This is a genomic window from Streptomyces sp. NPDC001108 (assembly GCF_053598535.1).
Map to the genome: position 1 here is coordinate 301,156 of NZ_JBSFKL010000007.1, position 18,700 is coordinate 319,855.

General features: G+C 72.3%; 14 protein-coding genes. 7 read left to right on the forward strand and 7 right to left on the reverse strand.

Features of this window, described 5'->3' with window-relative positions; genetic code table 11:
- The first annotated feature begins 10 nt into the window (after positions 1-10).
- From ACWC97_RS18640 to ACWC97_RS18665, 6 genes are all read left to right on the forward strand, one after another.
- Positions 11-1,048 (forward strand): DUF3533 domain-containing protein, encoded by a 1,038-nt coding sequence (locus tag ACWC97_RS18640; protein ID WP_385210428.1) that lies wholly within the window; start codon positions 11-13, stop codon positions 1,046-1,048.
- Between the two features lie 149 nt (positions 1,049-1,197).
- Entirely contained in the window at positions 1,198-2,580 is a 1,383-nt protein-coding gene (locus tag ACWC97_RS18645) for a hypothetical protein (RefSeq protein WP_450650321.1), read from the forward strand.
- Positions 2,581-2,658: 78 nt separating this feature from the next.
- Positions 2,659-3,933, forward strand: a complete 1,275-nt coding sequence (locus tag ACWC97_RS18650; protein WP_450650323.1) for an AAA family ATPase — start codon at positions 2,659-2,661, stop codon at positions 3,931-3,933.
- On the forward strand, positions 3,930-5,177 hold the full coding sequence (locus ACWC97_RS18655; protein ID WP_450650325.1) for a vWA domain-containing protein: 1,248 nt from the start codon (positions 3,930-3,932) through the stop codon (positions 5,175-5,177). The genes ACWC97_RS18650 and ACWC97_RS18655 overlap by 4 nt, the downstream gene beginning before the upstream one ends.
- A gap of 96 nt (positions 5,178-5,273) precedes the next feature.
- Entirely contained in the window at positions 5,274-5,786 is a 513-nt protein-coding gene (locus tag ACWC97_RS18660; protein WP_385210419.1) for a hypothetical protein, read from the forward strand.
- Positions 5,787-5,944: 158 nt separating this feature from the next.
- Positions 5,945-6,820 carry an alpha/beta fold hydrolase gene (locus tag ACWC97_RS18665; protein WP_450650327.1) on the forward strand — a complete coding sequence of 292 codons (876 nt, stop codon included), beginning with the start codon at positions 5,945-5,947 and terminating at the stop codon, positions 6,818-6,820.
- Positions 6,821-6,887: 67 nt separating this feature from the next.
- Here ACWC97_RS18665 and fxsT read toward each other — a convergent pair whose 3' ends face one another.
- The 4 genes from fxsT to fxsA all read right to left on the reverse strand — a co-directional run bounded on the left by fxsT (position 6,888) and on the right by fxsA (position 14,851).
- Complete coding sequence (fxsT, locus tag ACWC97_RS18670) at positions 6,888-10,817, reverse strand: FxSxx-COOH system tetratricopeptide repeat protein (protein ID WP_450650329.1); 3,930 nt, start codon at positions 10,815-10,817, stop codon at positions 6,888-6,890.
- Positions 10,801-12,126 (reverse strand): FxsC protein, encoded by a 1,326-nt coding sequence (gene fsxC, locus ACWC97_RS18675; protein ID WP_352279299.1) that lies wholly within the window; start codon positions 12,124-12,126, stop codon positions 10,801-10,803. The genes fxsT and fsxC overlap by 17 nt, the downstream gene beginning before the upstream one ends.
- A gap of 244 nt (positions 12,127-12,370) precedes the next feature.
- On the reverse strand, positions 12,371-14,617 hold the full coding sequence (fxsBH, locus tag ACWC97_RS18680; RefSeq protein ID WP_450650332.1) for a radical SAM/SPASM protein FxsBH, inactivated beta-hydroxylase extension form: 2,247 nt from the start codon (positions 14,615-14,617) through the stop codon (positions 12,371-12,373).
- Between the two features lie 66 nt (positions 14,618-14,683).
- The gene (gene fxsA, locus ACWC97_RS18685) at positions 14,684-14,851 is read right to left on the reverse strand and encodes an FxSxx-COOH cyclophane-containing RiPP peptide (protein ID WP_385218200.1); all 168 of its coding nucleotides are present in this window, start codon (positions 14,849-14,851) and stop codon (positions 14,684-14,686) included.
- A gap of 257 nt (positions 14,852-15,108) precedes the next feature.
- On the opposite strand from fxsA, the gene ACWC97_RS18690 reads away from it, so the two are divergent.
- Positions 15,109-16,005, forward strand: a complete 897-nt coding sequence (locus tag ACWC97_RS18690; RefSeq protein WP_450650394.1) for a DUF4231 domain-containing protein — start codon at positions 15,109-15,111, stop codon at positions 16,003-16,005.
- A gap of 33 nt (positions 16,006-16,038) precedes the next feature.
- On the opposite strand, the gene ACWC97_RS18695 is transcribed toward ACWC97_RS18690, so the two are convergent.
- The 3 genes from ACWC97_RS18695 to ACWC97_RS18705 all read right to left on the reverse strand — a co-directional run bounded on the left by ACWC97_RS18695 (position 16,039) and on the right by ACWC97_RS18705 (position 18,697).
- Complete coding sequence (locus ACWC97_RS18695; RefSeq protein WP_352279303.1) at positions 16,039-16,518, reverse strand: hypothetical protein; 480 nt, start codon at positions 16,516-16,518, stop codon at positions 16,039-16,041.
- A gap of 209 nt (positions 16,519-16,727) precedes the next feature.
- Positions 16,728-17,627, reverse strand: a complete 900-nt coding sequence (locus tag ACWC97_RS18700; RefSeq protein ID WP_352279304.1) for a S1 family peptidase — start codon at positions 17,625-17,627, stop codon at positions 16,728-16,730.
- Positions 17,628-17,881: 254 nt separating this feature from the next.
- Positions 17,882-18,697, reverse strand: a complete 816-nt coding sequence (locus tag ACWC97_RS18705) for a DUF1684 domain-containing protein (RefSeq protein ID WP_352279305.1) — start codon at positions 18,695-18,697, stop codon at positions 17,882-17,884.
- Positions 18,698-18,700 lie beyond the last annotated feature (3 nt).

The window sequence follows — 18,700 nt, forward strand, 5'->3', positions numbered from 1 at the left end:
GCGTGGGGACATGACGTTCGCTGACGAGGTGAAGAACGCCGTCACACCGCGGGCCGCGCTGCTCGTCATCGGTGTGCTCGCGCTGCAACTGCTGTTCATCGCGTCCTACGTCGGCGCCCTGCACCGCCCGACCCCGACGGACGTGCCGTTCGGTGTGGTCGCCCCCCGGCAGATGTCCGCCCGGCTCGTCACCGAACTGAAGGACCTCCCCGGCGGCCCGCTCGATCCTCGCGAGGTCGCCGACGCCGCCGAGGCGCGGGCGCGGATCCTCGACCGCGAGATCGACGGCGCCCTGATCGTCGACCCCCGGTCCACCACCGACACCGTGCTGGTCGCCTCCGGCGGCGGCGCCTCACTGTCGACCGCCCTGACCAGGATCCTCACCGAGGTCGACCAGAGCCGGCAGCGCACCGTGCGGTCCGTGGACGTGGCCCCGGCCTCCGTGCAGGACGCGGGCGGGATCTCGTCGTTCTACCTGGTGGTGGGGTGGTGCGTCGGCGGCTACCTCTGCGCCTCGATCCTGGCGATCAGCGCGGGCGCCAAACCCGCCAACCGGCGGCGCGCGGTGATCCGCACGGGCGTGATGGCGCTCTATGCAGTGCTGGGCGGGATCGGGGGCGCGGTCATCGTCGGGCCCGTCCTCGGCGCCCTGCCCGGGAGCTTCTGGGGGCTGTCCGGGCTGGGCGCGCTGACCGTCTTCGCCGTCGGCATGATCACCCTCGCCCTCCAGGCCCTCACCGGCATCGTCGGCATCGGCCTGGCGGTCCTGATCGTGGTGATCGCGGGCAACCCGAGCGCCGGCGGCGCCTACCCGCTGCCGATGGTCCCGGACTTCTGGCGGGCGATCGGCCCCGCGCTGCCACCCGGGGCGGGCACCTGGGTCGCCCGCTCGATCGCCTACTTCCGGGGCAACGCGGTCACCGGCCCGCTGCTGGTGCTGTCCGCGTGGGCGGTGGTGGGCACGGCGGTCACCCTTCTGACCGCCATCCGCCGCACCCCGGAGGAACTCAGCGGCGCACGACCGCCGTTCGGCTCGACGGTCGACTGACACCCGCCCGGCCCCGCCCCGAACGGCCCTCGGCCCCGTCCCGGAAAGAAAGGGGCTGGCGCACGGGGTGGCCGGAAGCTACGCTGCCCCGCGATGACTACTCACCTCCTCAGCGGATTGGGGGCTCCTACCACACAAGGTGCGTGCTGATGCGCACTTCTGACGTGGAAACGGATCCCCGACTGTCCTTCTGGCGGCGCGTGCGCGAGTTCGCCGTTCCGCCCTCCATGATCGAGACCGCGACCGCCCGCCGCCGCGCCGGTGACTGGGCGGGGGCCTGCGCCGCCGCGGGTATCGACATCGACCTCACCCCGCGCGCCGTGGCACGCGTCCACGGCCGGGAGTTCGCCGCCCGGCTCCGGGACGACCTCCGCCATCTCGCGCCCGACCTGCTCCGCTGGCACCTGCCGAGGACCGCTCCCCGCGGACTGCTGCGCCCGGGACTCACCCTCTCCCTGGCCCGGTACGCCACCGGGGGCCCCGGGCCGGTGCGCCCGGTCCATCTGGTGGTCCGGACCCCGCCCGCCTGGGCGGACGCCGGTCAGCGGATCTCCCTCGCGCTGTGGGACTCCGCCGCCCCCGGTACGGACGCCCGCCGCCACCCGCACCCCCGCCCGAACCCACGGTTCCGGCTCGACCTGCACCGCCATCTGTGGGACGCGCGCCGGGCCGGTGAGCTGCGGACCCGTTCCGGCACCGACGTGACGGAAGCGATTCCGGACCGTGTGCGGGCGGTGGTGCCGGACGAGCTGCACTGCGCCACCGGCCGGTGGGCGGCCGAGGCGGAGATCCTGCTCCGGGCCGAGGGCCGCTCCGCCGGGACGGTCGCCGTCCGGCTCGGGGCCCGGCAGCGGCTGCTCCTGGAGCTGGTCGCGGAACGGGACGGCACTGGTCCGCCCGTGCCGCGGATCGCCTCCGCCGCCCCGGACCCGGGGGGCGGCACCGGCCGTACACCGCCGGTGCTGCCCGACGCGGCGACCTGGGTGCTGCCCGACCTCGACCTGCTCCGTACCGGTGCGATCGAGGCCGACCGGCTGCATCCGCTGGTCCTCGCCGCCCTGCTGCCGGGGCGCCCGGCGGCCCCGCCCGCCCGACGCCCGGACCCGCCCGGGGCACCGCGCACCGTGGAGTGCCGGGGCGCCCTGCACCGGATCGGCCTGGTCGACGGGGTGCTCTCCCCGCTCGACCACGACCCGGTCGAGCTCCGCCGGGAGGAGCTGCTGGTCGCGCTGACCGGCACCCCGCTCCCCTGCCTCCGCGCCATCGACGAGGCCCACCGCCGCCCCGACTGCCTCCCCGGAGTACGCGAACGCCTGGACCACGGCGACATCACCGGTGCGCTGGCCGTCGTCGAGGGGCTGCTGGGCCCCGGCGCGGTGCTGCGCGGCGGCGAGCTGCGGGACGAGCTGGAGACGGCCGCGCGGCGGCGGATCACGTACGGGCTGTACCGGGCGGGCCTCGCCGAGGGCCCCCCTCGCGCCCCGTACCACCGCCCCGGCCGCCGTCGCCCGCGCCGCACGGCAGCGAACTGACCCCGAAACCTCCGGCACCACGGCTCCCCGCCGACCCGAAGACCACGCACGCGTCACAGACCCCAAAGGTGATCAGCCATGCCCGCACACCCTTCCGTCGCCCCGCCCCGCGCCCCCGTCGGCCCCGACCGGGGCTCCCAGCTCGACATCGCCCGCGAGCTCACGGCCCTGCTCCGCGACACCGCCACCGAGCCCCGTCCCGACGACCAGCTGGAGGCACTGACCCTGGCCGTCGCCGCCGACCTGCCCGTCCTCCTGCGGGGCGAGCCCGGCATCGGCAAGACCGCCGCCCTCACCCAGCTCGCCGAGTCCCTGGACCTTCCGCTGACCACGGTCGTCGCCAGCGTCCACGAACCGTCCGACTTCTCGGGGCTGCCGGTCATCGGGGAGGACCCCGCCGAACAGGGCGTCCCGATGGCCCCGCCGGACTGGGCGGTGCGCCTGGTACGGGCGGGCCGGGGCCTGCTCTTCCTGGACGAGCTGTCCACCGCCCCGCCCGCCGTCCAGGCCGCCCTGCTCCGGCTGGTGCTGGAGCGGAGGGTCGGTGCCCTGCGGCTGCCGCCGGGGGTACGGATCGTCGCCGCCGCCAATCCGCGGTCCTCGGCGGCCGACGGCTGGGAGCTGAGCCCGCCGCTGGCCAACCGCTTCGTCCACCTCCAGTGGACCCACGACCACGAGGTCGTGGTGCGCGGTCTCGGCGGCGTCTGGCCCCGGGCGGTCTTTCCCCGGCTCGATCCCGAACGGCTGCCGCAGGCGGTGGACTTCGCGCGGCGCGCGGTGTGCGGGCTGCTCGCCGCCCGCCCGACGCTCGTGCACCGGCTGCCCAGCGGCGAGACCCGGCGGGGCGGGCCCTGGCCGTCGCCCCGCAGCTGGGACATGACGCTCACCCTGGTCGCGTTCGCCACCGCCGCCGACTCCTCCCGGGACGTGCTCTCCCTCCTGGTCCGGGGCACCGTGGGGGACGGCCCCGGGCTGGAACTCCTGGCGAGCCTGGACCGGATGGACCTGCCCGACCCCGAGGCGGTGCTCGCCGACCCGGCCAACGCCGTCCTGCCCGAACGCGGCGATCTGCGTCAGGCCGTGCTCGACGGCGTGGTGGCGGCGGTCCGCAACCGCCCGGAACAGTCCCGCTGGGACGCGGCGTGGGCGCTCCTGGTCCGGGCGCTGGAGACCGGCGCCCCGGACGTGGTGGTCGTACCCGCGACCACGCTCGCCTCGCTGCGCCAGGAGGACTGGGACGTACCGGCCGCGATCGAACAGCTCGCCGGGGTGGTGTCGCTGTCCCGGCGGGCGGACCGGGCCGCGTCCCGCACCGCCGACCGGGAGGCCGTCGGCGCGAAGGCCGGCCGGTGACCCCCGTCCCGCCCCGTCCGCTGGACCTCGACAAGCTCTTCGCCGCCCGGCTCCAGGCCGTCCGGGCCCGGCCCTATCTCGCGACGGCCCTGTTCGCCCTGCACGTGGTGGAGGATCGGCGGGTGCCGACGATGGCCGTCGACCGGTACTGGCGGGTTTACGCCTCGCCCGGGTTCGTGGCCCGGACCCCGGTGGAGGAACTGGCCGGGGTCTGGGTCCACGAGGTGGCGCACCTGCTCCGCGACCACCCCGGACGCGGCGACCGGATCGCCCGGCTCCACGGGCTGACCGGCCCCGCGGGACGGCTGCGGATGAACATCGCCGCCGACTGCGAGATCAACGACGACGTGTACGGCGACGGGCTGCTCGCGCCGGAGGACGCCGTCGATCCGGGCTTCCTGGGACTTCCCGAGGGCCTGCTCATGGAGGAGTACGTCCGCCGGTTCCGGCTCGGGCCGCACACCGCGGGCCTGGCCTGGCTGGACTGCGGCAGCGGTGCGGACGGGCTGGGGCGGGAATGGGACCTGGGGCCGGACGGGGCGCACGGGCTCAGCGAACAGGAGCGGGACGCGGTGCGGTTCCGGGTGGCGCAGGGCATCACCGGCCATCCCGGGAACGCGCCGAAGAACTGGCGGCGGTGGGCCGAGGAGGCGTTCCACCCGCCGCAGCCGTGGCGGGAGCTGCTGGGCGCGGCGGTCCGCTCGGCCGTCTCCGGCTCGGGCGCGGGCGAGGACTACACGTACGGCAGGCCGTCCCGGCGTTCTGCCGGGGTGCCCGGTGCCGTACTGCCGAGCCTGCGGCGCCGACCGCCCCGGATCACGGTGATCGTCGACACGTCCGGCTCGGTCAGCGACGGCGAACTGGGCAGCGCCCTCCTGGAGATCACCGCGATCTGCCGTGCGGTCGGCGGCCGTCGCGACCTGGTCACGGTCCTCTCGTGCGACGCCGCCGTCGGGGTCGCGCACCCGCTGTGCCAGGCCGCCGGGATCCCGCTGGTCGGCGGCGGGGGAACGGATCTGCGCAGGGGGTTCGCCAGGGCCCTGCGGATGCGGCCGGGGCCCGATGTCGTCGTGGTCCTGACCGACGGCCAGACACCGTGGCCGGACGCCCGGCCCTCGTGCCGGACGGTGGTGGGCCTGTTCCCCCGGAGCTGGGACGAGGACGATCCGCGGGGCCGCTTCCCGAACACCCCGCCGGCCTGGGCGCGCACGGTCGTCATCGGTTCGGCCACCCCGGCCCGGTGACGCCCGACCCGGGTACGGCCGGTCCGACCGGCCCGGATACTGTCCGCTCGTTCGATTCGATCCCCCTGGTCAGGGGGGTGCCCTGGGGAGGATGTCATGAACGGTGCGGGCCGGGCCGGGGACGGGTGGAGACCGACCGCGGAGGAGGGCGGGGAACTCGCGGGGCGCTGGTGGCGGTGGGCCCTGTCGGCGCCCGACGACCGCAGCCCGGTCGCGGACACGACGGGCGAGCACGCCGCCTGGAATCAGCCGGACGACCTCTGGTTCCTGGCCGGCACGTACGGTGGCCGGGTGGTCCGGCGGTGCCCGATCCCCTCGGACCGGCCGGCCTTCTTCCCCGTCCTCAACATGCAGCACCCCCGGTCGTACTCCCGGGTGCCGCTGTCCCTGTCGGTGGTGGAGGCCACCGCCTCGCTCAACGGCGTCCCGCTGCCGCTCCACGAATTCTCCGCGCCGTTCCGCACAGGACTGACGCAACGGTACGCATGGGGTGTGTGGGGCGGTTTCCCCCCGCTGACGCCCGGCGAGTACGTGTTGGAGATCAAGGCCAGGGCCACGAGCGGCTTCTGGGTCGACACCACCTACCACTTGGAGTCGAGAGCCGTCTGAGCGTCGCCCGGCACCGCGCTCCCCCTTTACCGCCTCAGCTCCCCTCCCGCCCGTGGTTTCCCAACACCCCTGTCAGGTAAGTGCTCTGATGAGCCATCATCGAATCGGGCAGGAAAGTCGGGCACGCCTGTGCCTGCACCACGCGGAGGAGGCGTCAAGTGCGTAGTCGGGTGCGCGCGGCGGACGGGCGGCATCTGGTGGTGGAACGGCTCGGGGACCCGCGGGGCAGACCGGTCTTCCTGATGCACGGAATGCCGGGCAGCCGCCTCGGGCCGGCTCCGCGCGGCATGGTCCTCTACCAGCGCAAGACCCAGCTCATCACCTACGACCGGCCGGGATACGGCGACTCCGACCGGCTGCCGGGCCGCTGTGTCGCCGACGCCGTCCAGGACGTCCGGGCCATCGCGGACCACCTCGGGCTGGAACGATTCGCCGTGGTGGGCCGGTCCGGCGGTGCCCCGCACGCCCTGGCCTGCGCGGCGCTGATGCCCGAGCGGGTGACGAGGGCCGCCGCGCTGGTCGGGCTGGCACCGCGCGGCGCCGACGGGCTCGACTGGTTCGAGGGGATGGCGGCCTCCAACGTCCTGGCCTACTCCACCGCGTCCGCCGACCCGGACGGACTCGCGGAATCGTTCATCTCACGGTCCGCGGTGATCCGGAAGAACCCCGGCCGGCTCATCGACGACCTGCGCCAGGAACTGACCGATTCCGACCGGATGGTGGTGAACGACGCGGGCGTCCGCACCATGCTGCTGCGCAACTACCGTGAGGGGCTGCGCACATCCGCGTGGGGCTGGATCGACGACGCCCTCGCGTTCAGCAACCCCTGGGGGTTCGATCCGGCGGACATCCCGGGACCGGTGCTGCTGTGGCACGGCGAGAAGGACGTGTTCTCTCCGGTGGGCCACTCCCGCTGGCTGGCCGAACGCATCCCGAACTCCACCGTGGTGGTTGAGCCCGCCGCCGCGCACTTCGACGCGCTGCACGCCCTGCCCAGGATCCTGAACTGGCTGCTGGAGCCCGCCGCCTGCTGAGCGCCGGCGGGAAGGGAAGAGGACAGGGGAAGGGGGCGTCCGGCCTGCGGCCGGGCGCCCCCTTCTCTCACACCTGCATCGGCTCCAGCTCACGCTCGAACCGGTCGTCGTCCCGGGCGATCCTGGTCATCGGATGGTCGTCGCCGAGCTGACGGGCCAGCTCCTCGACGGTCTCGGACCGCACCCGGATGGCCTCGTCCTTGCGCCCCATCGCGTCGAGCGTGACCGCCATGTTCGACGTCATGGCCAGGGTCTCCGGATGGTGCGCTCCCAGGACCCTCCGGAGCTGCCCGGCCACCTTCTCCTCGGTCTCCAGGACCAGTTCGAGGTCGCCCCGCTCCGCCGTCGCGTTCGCCAGGTTCATCACACAGAGCAGCGTGTTGGGGTGCTCCGGCCCGTACACCTCCCGCATCGAGGCCACCACCCGGGTCAGGACCCGTACCGCCTCGTCCGAGGCACCGATCCCCGACTGGTAGACGCCGAGGTTGTTCAGGGCCGCCAGGGTGTACGGGTGCTTCTCCCCCGGCACGATCATGTACTGGTCGACGACCTCCTGCGCCGCGTCCCTCGCCTCGATCGTCTCACCGGCCGCGTACAGGTCGGCCGCCAGGTTGAGATCGCAGGCCAGCGACTCCGGGTTGGCGGCCGTGTACTTGGCGCGGTACCGGGCGCGGGTGGCCACCGTGAGCCTGCGGGCGTCCTCGAATCTGCCCGCCCGGCGCAGCGAGACCGCGAGGCTCTTGGCCGCGCTCAGGGTGCCCGGGAAGGCGCGGCCGAGCGTGGCCTTGTAGCTGTCGTACGTACGGCTGAGGAGGTTGACCGAATCCTCGTACCGGCCGACGTCCCGCAGGTCACGGGCGAGGTTCATCGCCGAGGAGAGGCTGTAGGGGTGCTCCGCGCCGAGCACCTCGACCCGCTTGTCGAAGACGTCCTGGTCGATCTCCCTGGCCCGTGCGTACTGACCGATGGACCGCAGGGTGAACGCCAGGTTGTTGGAGGCCGCCAGCGTCCTGGGGTGCCGGTCGAAGAAGATCTGGTTGAACCCTTCGGTGGCCTCGGTCGCCAGCTCGATCGCCCTGGTGTAGTCGCCGAGCACACCGAGGTCGGTCGCCAGGCTGCTGACACTCATGTACGTGTGCGGGTGCTCCGGGCCCAGGACCTCCTGCTGGATCGCCAGGGTGACCTCGTCGAGCTCCTTGGCCTCCACGTAGCGCCCGCGCGCGCGGTAGACGTTGGCGAGGTGGAAGCAGAGGTAGAGGTACTGGATGTCCCGCTCGCCCAGCGTCTCGCGCCAGATGTCGCGCAGCTCCTCGCCGAGCGTGGTGGCGGTCCGGAAGTCGCCGCGCTTCCAGAGGTAGCGGATCCGGTCGATCAGCAGCCTGCGGGCCTCGGGCTCCTTGCAGTTGCGCGCGTCGGACGGGCCGAGGTGCGGCCAGATCGTGGCGAACTGCTGCCAGGTGGACGGGTTGTCGATCGGCTCGTCGTCGTCGGGCCGGGCGCCCGCGAGGATGCGGTGCACGGCGTGCCGGGCTTCCCGCTGCTCCTGCTCGGTGAGCTGGGCCCGGATGACCGCCTGGACGAGCCGGTGCACCTGGATGGAGTTGGAGACCTGGTCGACCTTGGCGAGGGCGAACCGGCCGATCTCCCGGATGACCCGGCCCAGTACCAGCTTCTCCTGGAGCGAGGCGTCGTACGGCTTCAGTGCCTCGATCATCTCCTTGCTGTACAGCAGGTTCCCGGAGATGGGCTCGGGGGCGAAGAAGGCGCAGAGCTGGAGCAGCCGCACCGCGGCCGGCGACCGCTCCTTGAGCCGTTCGATGGAGATGTTCCAGGTTGCGGCGACCGGCAGCGGGTAGCCGGTCGGCTGGTTGAGCGCCAGGACCTCGGGGGCCTGCTGCGCCAACTGCTCCAGGTAGGCGTCGATCGGGGTGGCGGTCTCCGCGATCCAGGCCGCCGCCTGCTCGACGGCGAGCGGAAGGTCGCCCACCGCCGTGGCCACCTGGGCCGCGTCCTCCATGCTCAGCCCCGGCGCCCGGCGCTGGAGGTGCTCGATGGACTCCTCCCGCAGGAAGACGTCGACGGGCAGCGCGTCACCGTGCTGGGACCAGGCCTGGTTGCGCGAGGTGACCAGGATGTGTCCGGATCCGCCCTGCGGGAAGTAGCGCCGCAGCCGTTCCGGGTCGTCGGCGTTGTCGAAGACCAGCAGCCAGCGGTCCGACGGCACCCCGCGCCGCAGCAGGTCCACCGCCTCCGCGGAGGACGCCGCCATGTCGTCGCCGCCCTGAGCACCCAGCCGGACCGCGAGCTCGGCCAGCGAGGCCACCACGTCGTCGGTCTGCTCGGAAGATATCCACCAGACCAGGTCGTAGTCGGCCATGAAGCGGTGCACGTACTCCAGGGCCACCTGGGTCTTTCCGACGCCCCCGAGTCCGTACAGGGTCTGCGGCTGCGGCAGCACGACGGCCATGCCGCCGCCGAGCTGGTCGCGCATCCGCTCCAGGACCAGGGAGCGGCCGGTGAAGCCGGGGTTGCGCGGCGGGGCGTTCCAGATCCTGGGGACGGTGCCGGGGAAGCGCGGGCCGGGCGACACCGCGTCGGTCAGCTGGACCGGCCGGTCCAGGGCGCGCAGCAGCGCGGCGGTGGCGTGCACCTCGTCGAGCCGGAAGAGGTCGACGGGGTTGCGGTCGATGTAGTTGGCGGACAGCCGTACGTCACCGACCCTGATCGGCAGCAGATGGCGCCGGCCGCCCCCCGGGTCCTCCGCGACGGCCCGGTCCCAGACGCTCACCGCGCGCTGGGACTTGAGGTAGGCGGAGGAGAGCAGGACGACCGTGCGGGCGGCGTTCTCCCCGGCCGGGGCGGTCTCCTCGCTGCGCTCGGCGGACACGTCGCGCGGGACGACGCGGAACCCGGCGCGGGTGAGCACGGACTCGATCCAGTCGGCCCACATCCGGTTCTCGGCCACATAGCTGAGGAAGAGGTCGGCGGGGAGCGCGGGCCGGCGCCGGGTGAAGGCGTCCCGGATCCGCAGCCGGGCCTCCTCGCCGACCGGCGGCATCGCGGTGACCTGCTGGTCGGTGATGACGGAGGTGAGCCGCTCGAAGGCGGAGAGCAGGGAGTTGGTGAGGCCGGCCTCGTCGCCGAAGGTGGCGAGGGTCTCCTCGTAGGCGTAGTAGGGGCGGTACGGGATCTCCACCGCGCCCCAGTAGGCGGTGAGTTCGTCCCCGGACAGGTTGCGCGGCAGGCGGTCGAACTTCAGCCGGGCCAGCGCCCGTCCGGCGTCCGCCTTCTCCTTCTCGCCCTCGTCGATGCGCATCGGGACGGGGTAGATCGAGATGGGGCGGCCGGTGTAGCGCTCGGAGATCTGCCGGGCCACGGAGGCGGCACCGTCGATGGACTGGTCGCTGAGCGTGAAGCAGTCGACGAGGATGTCGGGGAGGTGGACGGTGCAGATGTCGGCGATGTCGCTGAGGCCGGTGCGGCTGTCGATGAGGACGTAGTCGTAGTTGGCCTTCATGTCGTCGCGGAGCGCGTCGAAGAAGTGGCCGCCGCCGAGCCGGTCGTAGAAGTTGTCCCAGTCGAAGGTGGAGACGGTCGCGGAGTACTCGCGGTTCTGCCGTCCGGCGGAGACGAAGTCGAGCGTGCCGCCCTGCGGGAACTCCCAGCCGAGCGCCTCGGGGGTGAGCGAGACGGCGTGCGGCTGGATCCGCGCGTAGTCGCGGTGCCAGTCGTCGGCGCGCTGGACCGGGCTGGTCGCGGCCCAGGCGTACTCGGTGATCAGGTCGATGACACCGGTGGTGGCACCGAGGGTGGACGGGTCGAGGAACGGGTGGAAGAAGCGGTGGAGCCCCGGCGCCTCCAGGTCCCAGTCGACGGCCAGCACCCGTTTTCCGTTGGCGGCGAGTATCCAGGCAGTGTTGGCCAGGGCCATGGTGCGCCCGGTGCCGCCCTTGTACGAGTAGAAAGTGACGATGCGCCCGTCACGACCGGCCGTCATCCGTGTCCTCCGCATCCGTCGCAGGATCGTGTGTCTCGGGGATGTAGTTCGTCTGCGCCATCGGCCCCATCAGCCGGGTCCGTTCGGTGTGTCCGCCGCCGCTGCTCGCGGGCGGATAGGCGGTCGCGTGCCGCAGATACTGCTGGGCCGCCACTTCGACGACCTGCGGCAGGATCTGGCCGAACGCCTCCATGCTGGGCACGCCCTTGGCCGCGGAGCGGCAGAAGGCCCGCCCCTGGCTCATCTTGATCGGCATCGTCTCTTCGAGTTTCGCGGTCAGCTCGGCCTCCGCCGCCATGCTCTGGGGGTCCTCGCGGCTCCACGGCACGACCATCGTCACCCAGGGGCGGTCCTCGGCGTCGAAGGCGGCGAGGCGCCTGCGGCGGTCCTCGTCCTGGAGGGCCCAGCGGTCGACGAGCAGGATCTCCGGCCTGCTCGGCGGCTGCTTGCCCTCGCCGTGCCCGGCCTCCTCGTCGAAGGACGAGATGGTCGGCTGGTAGTTCAGGGAGCGCACCAGGTCCTCCGCGACGTAGGCCAACGGGCGGGCCGAGGAGGGGTGGTAGGGGTTCCAGTCCTGCGGGTTGTCGCCGTAGTAGTCGGCACTGCGGCCCGGGGGCAGGTCGTGCCGGGTGGGCGCGGCGACGGTGACCTGCATGGGGCGGGGGCCGCCGGGCGTGCTGTTGCGCGGGCCGAAGGCGCTGGGGGCGAGCCGGTAGTCGACGGGGCGCCCGGTGCCGATCCTGATGGTTCCGGCGACGTTGACGATGCGCTTGGCGAGCTCGTAGACCGCGCGCTCGTACTCCTCGGCGAACAGCTTCAGCTTGATGAGGCCGTAGAGCCCGTCGCTGGCGTAACGGTCCCCGAAGTCACGGTGGTTGAACTGGAGCCGTTCGGCGGGCACCGGGAGCTGGGTCGGCGGGACGGGCACCCAGAGCGCCGGGACGATCGCCTCGGCCGGCTGGTTGGAGCGGGCCCGGTAGTGGATGGCGCGCTGCGCGAAGGCGTACCACTCCTTGCCGCACATCTCACTGGCGAAATAGCGCGGCGAGAACAGCGGAACGAACACCCGGCAGGTGGCGAGCACCTCGCCGAGCCGTTCCGACCAGCCCTCGCCGGAGCGTATTTCGCGGTCTATGAACCCCGCGGGCGCGCCCGCGGGCAGATCCGTCATGGCCAGCACGTGGTCACAGAGATCCTTGAAGAGGCGCTCGACCCACATGTCCGGGTCCGTGCCACTGCCGTACCCCGGTGTATGGGCGTAACTCAAGAAGAAGTACGGTCGATGGTCCGCCGCTCGCTGCTGCGTCATCGCGTGAACACGACCCCCGTCCTGTGTGAGCACCCGCATCCGTGAAGTGAATCGAATGCGAGCGAATTCATCATTCCGGAGCGGACCTTGCTCCACCCCCATGGCGTTCGGTCATTCAACGCCGGTTTTCAGTCATAGGTTCCCGCGGTGCGTCGAGACTCACCTTGATCGAATTCGGTCTGGGACCGTTCTTCCCAGTTGTCCCACGCGCCCCCACACCCTCGTTCGAACCGGAATTCGAGCCTCAGACTTCTTTTCGCATCAGATCCAGCAATCGCTTTCCGCTGACGGTGAGCTCGGCTCCACCTTCCAGCGTATCGAGAGCCTGTGCGACACCCTCCAGACAACGTGGCTCGAATACACCCAACGCCATCCGCTCATAGGTCTCGGCCAACAACCGGGAAAACGGAACTGTTTCTTCCTGCCAGGGAATCCGATGTTCCCAGGAGCCGTCCGCCGCGTAAAGATCCGTGACGTCGGCGAGGGCCCGCAATTCGGCCCGCCGGAAACCCCGGAGCAGCGCGAACGCCAGCTCCTCGACGCCGCCGTCCACGGCGATTCCGAGGGCCCCGTATCCGTGCCGCCCGACAGCGGGCTCGGAGGGGGCGAGACCGGTGAGCGGGGTGAGGGTGGTGAGGCTCCGGACCATCTCCGCGGCCCGCGCGGGCGCCTTCGCCTCGATCAGCACCCAGGCCTCACCGAGCCGGAACACCAGATCCGCGGCGGCCCGGTCCCCGAGGGGCGCGGCGACCGGGGCGGGGAAGCAGTCGCGGTACGGGTCGAGGTCGTCGAGCGCCAGCTCGAAGACCGGGCCGGGCGCACCGCCCGGCATCGCGAACCGACGCACCGGCCGCCAGCCGGGGGCGGCCGTCCGGGGCCGGGTGACCCGCCGCTCCGCCGGAGCGGAACCCTGCCCGCCCCACCGGACCAGGAAGCCGTCCTCGACGGCGCGCACCTGCGCCGTCCCGCGCTCCCCCGCGCCCTCGATCCGCAACTCCCCCATCCCGGGCAGCACCAGCCGGCCGTCCGCGTGGCCGACGTCCACGGGGAGATCGAGACCGGCCCGGACCGCGGCGACCGCGAGGTACTCCGGAAGCCTCCGCGCGACGGACACGTCCCCCTCCTGGAGCCGCTCCAGCGCATGGAGCAGCCAGGTGCGGGTGTAGGGGTGGGCCAGCACCTCGTCGAGACCGCCGGCGCCCTCGTCGGACGCCTCGATCGCGGCGGCCAGTTCCCAGGCCCGCGCCCACGGCTCGCCGCCGCGCCCTTCCAGGTCGGCGTTGAGCCGGGCCAGCAGCATGCGGGTGAGGTCCCGCTGGGAGCCGGGCAGTTCCTCCCGCCCGGTCACCTCGGGGGCGATCAGGGAGGCGGCCGTACGCGCCTCGATGCCGCGCACCAGGGCCATCAGGTCGGCGCAGTACACGGACGGGTTGCCGAAGGGGCCCGACGGGCCGGTGGAGCGGTACCGGTGGGTGTAGAGGCCGCCGCCGCAGGAGCGGACGACGGGGCACCGCCGGCAGGCCTCGCCGACCCCGGCGAGCCCGAGCTGCCGGGCCCGGACGCCCGGGTGGGACGCGACCTCGTCGAGGGTGTGGGTGAAGACGTCGAAACCGGTGGCCGCGGCGCCCTCGTAGGCGCTCTTGAGCGAGTCGACCTGTTCGAGCTGGCCGTCGGTCTCGACGACGACGAGATCGGTGGGGGCGAGCCCCAGGGACTCGGTGAGGCTGGGGCCGCCGCTCAGCGTGGAGAGCACCGAGGAGAAGATCCGCACCGGCACCGGACGCCCCCGCTCCTGCCAGCGGTCGAAGACCGCGAGGAGCCAGTCGGCGTAGGCGGTGGTCGCGCCTTCCGGGCGCGGCGGCGGATCGTCCCAGGTGGCGTGCGGGAGCAGGAAGTCGATGAGCGGTGGTTCGAGTTCGGCCAGGGCGTCGAGGACCGCGTGGGGGTCGTTCTCGATGTCGACGGTGCACAGGAGCCCGAGGTACAGATGGCGGTACCGCTCCTGCCGGAGCAGCTCCACGGCCCTGAGGACCAGCGGGTGGCTGCTGCGCCCGTCGGCGAAGCGGCGATGCCGGTCGTTGGCTGCCTTGTCGCCGTCGAGGGAGATGCCGACCCTGACGCCGAATTCGTCGAAGAGGTCGAGATACCGGGGACTGAGCTGGAGTCCGTTGGTATGGATGCGGAGGTCGAGTTCCGCGACGCCGTCGAGGGCGGAGGTCAGAGCTTCGCAGACCTGCCGCAGTCGGGCGGGCCCCGCCAGTAGAGGCTCCCCTCCGTGCAGGATGACCGACACGGAGGGCAGTGCATGTGCTTTGGCATGCTCGGCCAAGCGCTGAGCGGTCCGGAGGATGACATCGTCGGAAGATGCCTTGGGCCGGGTGCGCCAGCTCTGATCTGCATGTTCATAGACATAGCAATGGTCACAGGCAAGATCGCATCTGCTGTGGACCTTGAGAACAACTTCACGAAAAGGGACCAGGGGTCCTGTCATTCCACCAGTCTATCCAGTCCGAAGGGGTGGCTCGGACCTCGAATCGTGAAGTATGGTGCGGTTTTTTCAGAGCGCCGAGTTGAAGGTGGCCGCCTGGGTGCGGCGGGCCGCCGACGCGGCGTGCACACGGCCGAGCTTGCGGTCCGCGGCGGTGCCGTGGACGTCGATCTGGGCGAGCGGCACACGGTTCTTCTTCGCGGCGGCGAAGGAGACGGAGGATTCAGAGGTGTTCACGGCCGTCCTTGAGGGGATTCGTTCCGATGGAAGGGTTCCGGACAGGAATGCCGCGATGCCTTCTGCACCATTGCAGTGTCCGGTAGCACGACTTTACTCTCATGCCCTCGGTTGGCAACTGAAGTAAGCCGCACGTGTACCAGGGCGTCGGACACGGCTGCCCGGAATCGAACGGAACTATCGATTCCGCCACGGGAAAGACGACATAACCGCAGACGGGAGTGAACATGACGGCGCTTCCCGGGCCGCTCCAGAGCATGGTCTTCAGGAACGCCGACCTCCCGGCGCTCTTCCACCACACGGACGAGATCGCCGTCGCCCGGCAGCGGGAGGCCGTGAACACCACCCGCTTCCAGCTGATCCTACTGGTCGCCGGGGCCGTTCCGGCAGCCATCCCCTGGCACTTCACCGTGGCTGACACGCTTCAACTCACCGATTCCGTCAGCGTGTTGGCGTACCTGGGTGTCTTGATATCGACGTACCTCTCGGCCCGGCGCAAGGCGAAGTCGCACTGGCAGCTCAACCGGTCGGCCGCGGAGTTCATCAAGTCGATGTGCTGGCGCTACTCGGTGCACGGCTCCCCGTTCGACACCGGCACCCATCACCCGGAGGCGGTGTTCGCCAACCGGCTGGAGGAGGGGCTCCAGGAGCTCCGCAAGGTGGGATGGGCCGACCCCCGGGACCTGACGGCCGATTCGGGCGGGCTGATCACCGACTCGATGCGCGAACTGCGGGAGAAGGCGTTCACCGTACGCAAGGAGACCTACGTACGGGACCGGTTGATCGAGCAGCGGAACTGGTACCGCAGGCGGCAGGAGGTGTCCCGGCGGGCCACGTTGGTCTGGTCGACGACGATCGCCGTCCTGACCGCGCTGGCCCTGGTGTTCGCGGTGCTGAGGACGTTCTCCGCCGCCCAGTCCTTCGCCCTGACGGGCGCGCTCTCGGCGGCGGCGGCCGCCTGCCTCGCCTGGAGCGAGATGCGCCGCCACCACCCGCTGATCTCGGCGCACTCCCTGGTGGAGGAGGACCTGGAGGCCATGCAGGTGGCGATGGAGACGACGCTGACGGAGCGCCAGTGGCCGGGGGCGGTCTTCGAGACCGAGCGGATCGTCTCCCCGCAGCACACCGACTGGCTGGCCCGCCACCAGATGTGACGGCGGGCCGGGTCCGGCCCGCCGGCCGGACCCTCAGTCGCGCTCGACGCCCTCGCGCCAGATGATCGTGACCGGGCGGCCCAGGCTCCGGGCGTACGTCACGATGTCGCCCGTGCCGCCGAGACCGCGGGCGGGCCGGCCGTCCCAGACCGCCAGGAGGCGGTCGCAGTGGTCGGCGATGTAGGTGCCCGCCGCGTAGTACGCCTCGTCGGTGGAGTGCGGGTAGCCGAGGCGCACCTCCCGGGCGGCCCGGCCCTTGAGGGCCCGGTAGCGGGCGAGTTCGGCCTCGTCGGCGAAGCAGGCCTCGTAGTCGCCGCTCGGGATGACCACGGTGAGGTCCGCGCCACGGGCCAGGGCCAGATCGGCGAAGAGCTGATCGGCCCCCACCGCCAGGCTGGAGAGCGCCTCCAGGGATCCCTCCAGACCGCAGAGCGCCGCTCTCAGCCCCGCGAGCACATGGGCCCGGGCCTCTTCCGGGATGGTGCGATGACCGGTCACTCCGATGCGATTCACGGACCCGAACCCCCTGAGGTTTCTGCCGGGGGCCCGGAGGACGTCTCCGTACGGCGACCGCCCGCCCCCGTTGCTCCAGCGTGACCGACCTGCCCCACATCATGCCAAATGCCGCGGTGCGAGCGGGAGCCCCCGCCCGGCATTCGGACGAGGGCTCCGCGTGTGGTCGGCCGCCTGTTCGACGGGGTGGAACCGGAGGTGCCGGGGTGTCAGTAGATGCTGACCCCGTAGGCGCTCAGCGCCTCGGTGACCGGCTGGAAGTACGTGGTTCCGCCCGAGGAGCAGTTGCCGCTGCCGCCCGAGGTGAGGCCGATCGCGTTGGAGCCGGAGTAGAGCGGGCCGCCGGAGTCGCCGGGCTCCGCGCAGACATTGGTCTTGATCATGCCGTAGACGATGTCGCCGTTGCCGTAGTTGACCGTGGCGTTGAGGCCCGTGACCGAGCCGCTGTGGGTGCCGGTGGTCGAGCCGCGGCGGGTGACCGACATGCCGACCGTGGCGTTGGCCGCGCCGGTGATGTCGACGCTGCCGACGGTGCCCTCGTGGGAGACCGCGGAGTTGTCGTACCGGACCAGGCCGTAGTCGTTGGTCGGGAAGCTGGAGCCGACCGTCGGGCCGATGCTGGTCGAGCTCGACGAGTTGGTGTACCAGGGCGGGTTGCCGTCGGTGCAGTGACCGGCGGTCAGGAAGTAGTAGGTGCTGCCGCTGCGGACGTTGAAGCCGAGGGAGCAGCGCCAGCTGGGGGCGTAGATCGCGTCGCCGCCGGAGATCAGCTTTCTGATCTTGCCGGACGTGCGCTCGATCTTCAGGGCGCCCGCGTTGGCACCGGCGAGCTCCTTGATCCGCGCGATGTCGGCCCGGGAGACCGTGCTGTCGGCGGTGACCACGAGCTTCTTGGTCGTCGGGTCGACGCTCCAGGCGGTGCCCGCCACGTCGGCGCCGAGCACGGCGTCGCTCGCGGCGGAGAGCTGCTGGGCGCTGAAGGTGGTGGGGGAATCGGCCTGGGCGCTGGGGACGGCCAGGGCGGCGACGGCGACGAGGCCCGCGGCGATGGCGACGGCCCGGGTGCGTCCGGCGGTGGAACCGAGGGGGGCGGTGCGCTTGATCCTCACTTTTCATCCTCCCGTGGGGAAGTCGGGGGTCCGCCCGTGGGGTGGTCGGACCCGTGAGGCGCAGTCGTCGGCACGGCGGGATCCCGCAGCGCGGGCCTGCCGTGCTCCTGACAAGCGCTGCGAGGGAGTATTCAAGGCGTCAACTTGTCACGCAAGAGGGCCCGTTGGCCCCGGGCCGCCCTTCGGACGGCGAACGACCCCCGCCGCGCAGGTGGGCGCCGGGGGCCGTCGTTCCGAATTCCCGTGACGAGCGGTCAGCCGTCGACGCGGTTGCGCTCACCGGCCTCGACGGCCAGGGAGAGGGTGTTGCCGGGCGGCGGGAAGGGGCAGATGAAGTGGTCCGCGAAGGCGCACGGCGGCAGCATCGCCCGGTTGAGGTCGACCGTCACGCCGCCGTCCCCGGCGGGCGCCGCGGGCCGCAGGAAGCGGAAGCGGTAGCTGGTGTTCCCGCTGGTGGCGTCGGCGAAGACGGCCCAGAGCGATCCGTCCGGCTCGACCGCGACCCGCAGCGTGTGCTCCGCGCCGTCCGCCTCGAAGGCGACCTCCCCGGCGAGCCCGAGACCGCGCTCCACCCCGTCGGCGTTCTCGACCCGGACCGTGCGGGCGTCCTCGTACGGGCGGAAGGTGCCCGGGAACACCCAGCGCGGGTCGTACGGGGTGGCCTCGATGGCCCGGAAGGCGCGCCGCGCGGGGGCGTCCGGGTCGAAGTCGCGTACCGCCCAGAGCCCTTCCCGGCTCAGTACGACCAGCCGGCGGTGGCCGTGGGCGACGCGGGAGGTCTCGATCGGGCCCCGGTCGGCGGTGAGGCGGGCCCGGCCGGTGAAGGGTTCGCCGTCGACGGTCAGCCCGTCCTCGGCCGAGGCGCTGAGCAGGACCGCCCCGTCGTCCTCCCGCCACTGTCCGGGTACCCCGGGGATGCGGCCCTCCGGGTGGTCGGAGAGCCAGTGGGTGCCGGTGAGGGAGAGGGGTCCGTAGGGGCCGGCGACCGTGACGGTGCGCTCCTCGTGCCAGTGCTTCCAGTCCTGTGCCGCCTGCTCGGCTCCGTGCGGCTGCGGTGCGTCCGTGCTCATGGG

Bases quoted from the DNA above. Each gene is read 5' to 3' on its own strand.
- ACWC97_RS18640 (WP_385210428.1), top strand. From the start codon at position 11: ATGACGTTCGCTGACGAGGTGAAGAACGCCGTCACACCGCGGGCCGCG.
- ACWC97_RS18660 (WP_385210419.1), top strand. From the start codon at position 5,274: ATGAACGGTGCGGGCCGGGCCGGGGACGGGTGGAGACCGACCGCGGAG.
- fxsT (WP_450650329.1), bottom strand. From the start codon at position 10,817: ATGACGGCCGGTCGTGACGGGCGCATCGTCACTTTCTACTCGTACAAG.
- ACWC97_RS18645 (WP_450650321.1), top strand. From the start codon at position 1,198: ATGCGCACTTCTGACGTGGAAACGGATCCCCGACTGTCCTTCTGGCGG.
- ACWC97_RS18650 (WP_450650323.1), top strand. From the start codon at position 2,659: ATGCCCGCACACCCTTCCGTCGCCCCGCCCCGCGCCCCCGTCGGCCCC.
- fxsBH (WP_450650332.1), bottom strand. From the start codon at position 14,617: ATGACAGGACCCCTGGTCCCTTTTCGTGAAGTTGTTCTCAAGGTCCAC.
- ACWC97_RS18690 (WP_450650394.1), top strand. From the start codon at position 15,109: ATGGTCTTCAGGAACGCCGACCTCCCGGCGCTCTTCCACCACACGGAC.
- fsxC (WP_352279299.1), bottom strand. From the start codon at position 12,126: ATGACGCAGCAGCGAGCGGCGGACCATCGACCGTACTTCTTCTTGAGT.
- ACWC97_RS18705 (WP_352279305.1), bottom strand. From the start codon at position 18,697: ATGAGCACGGACGCACCGCAGCCGCACGGAGCCGAGCAGGCGGCACAG.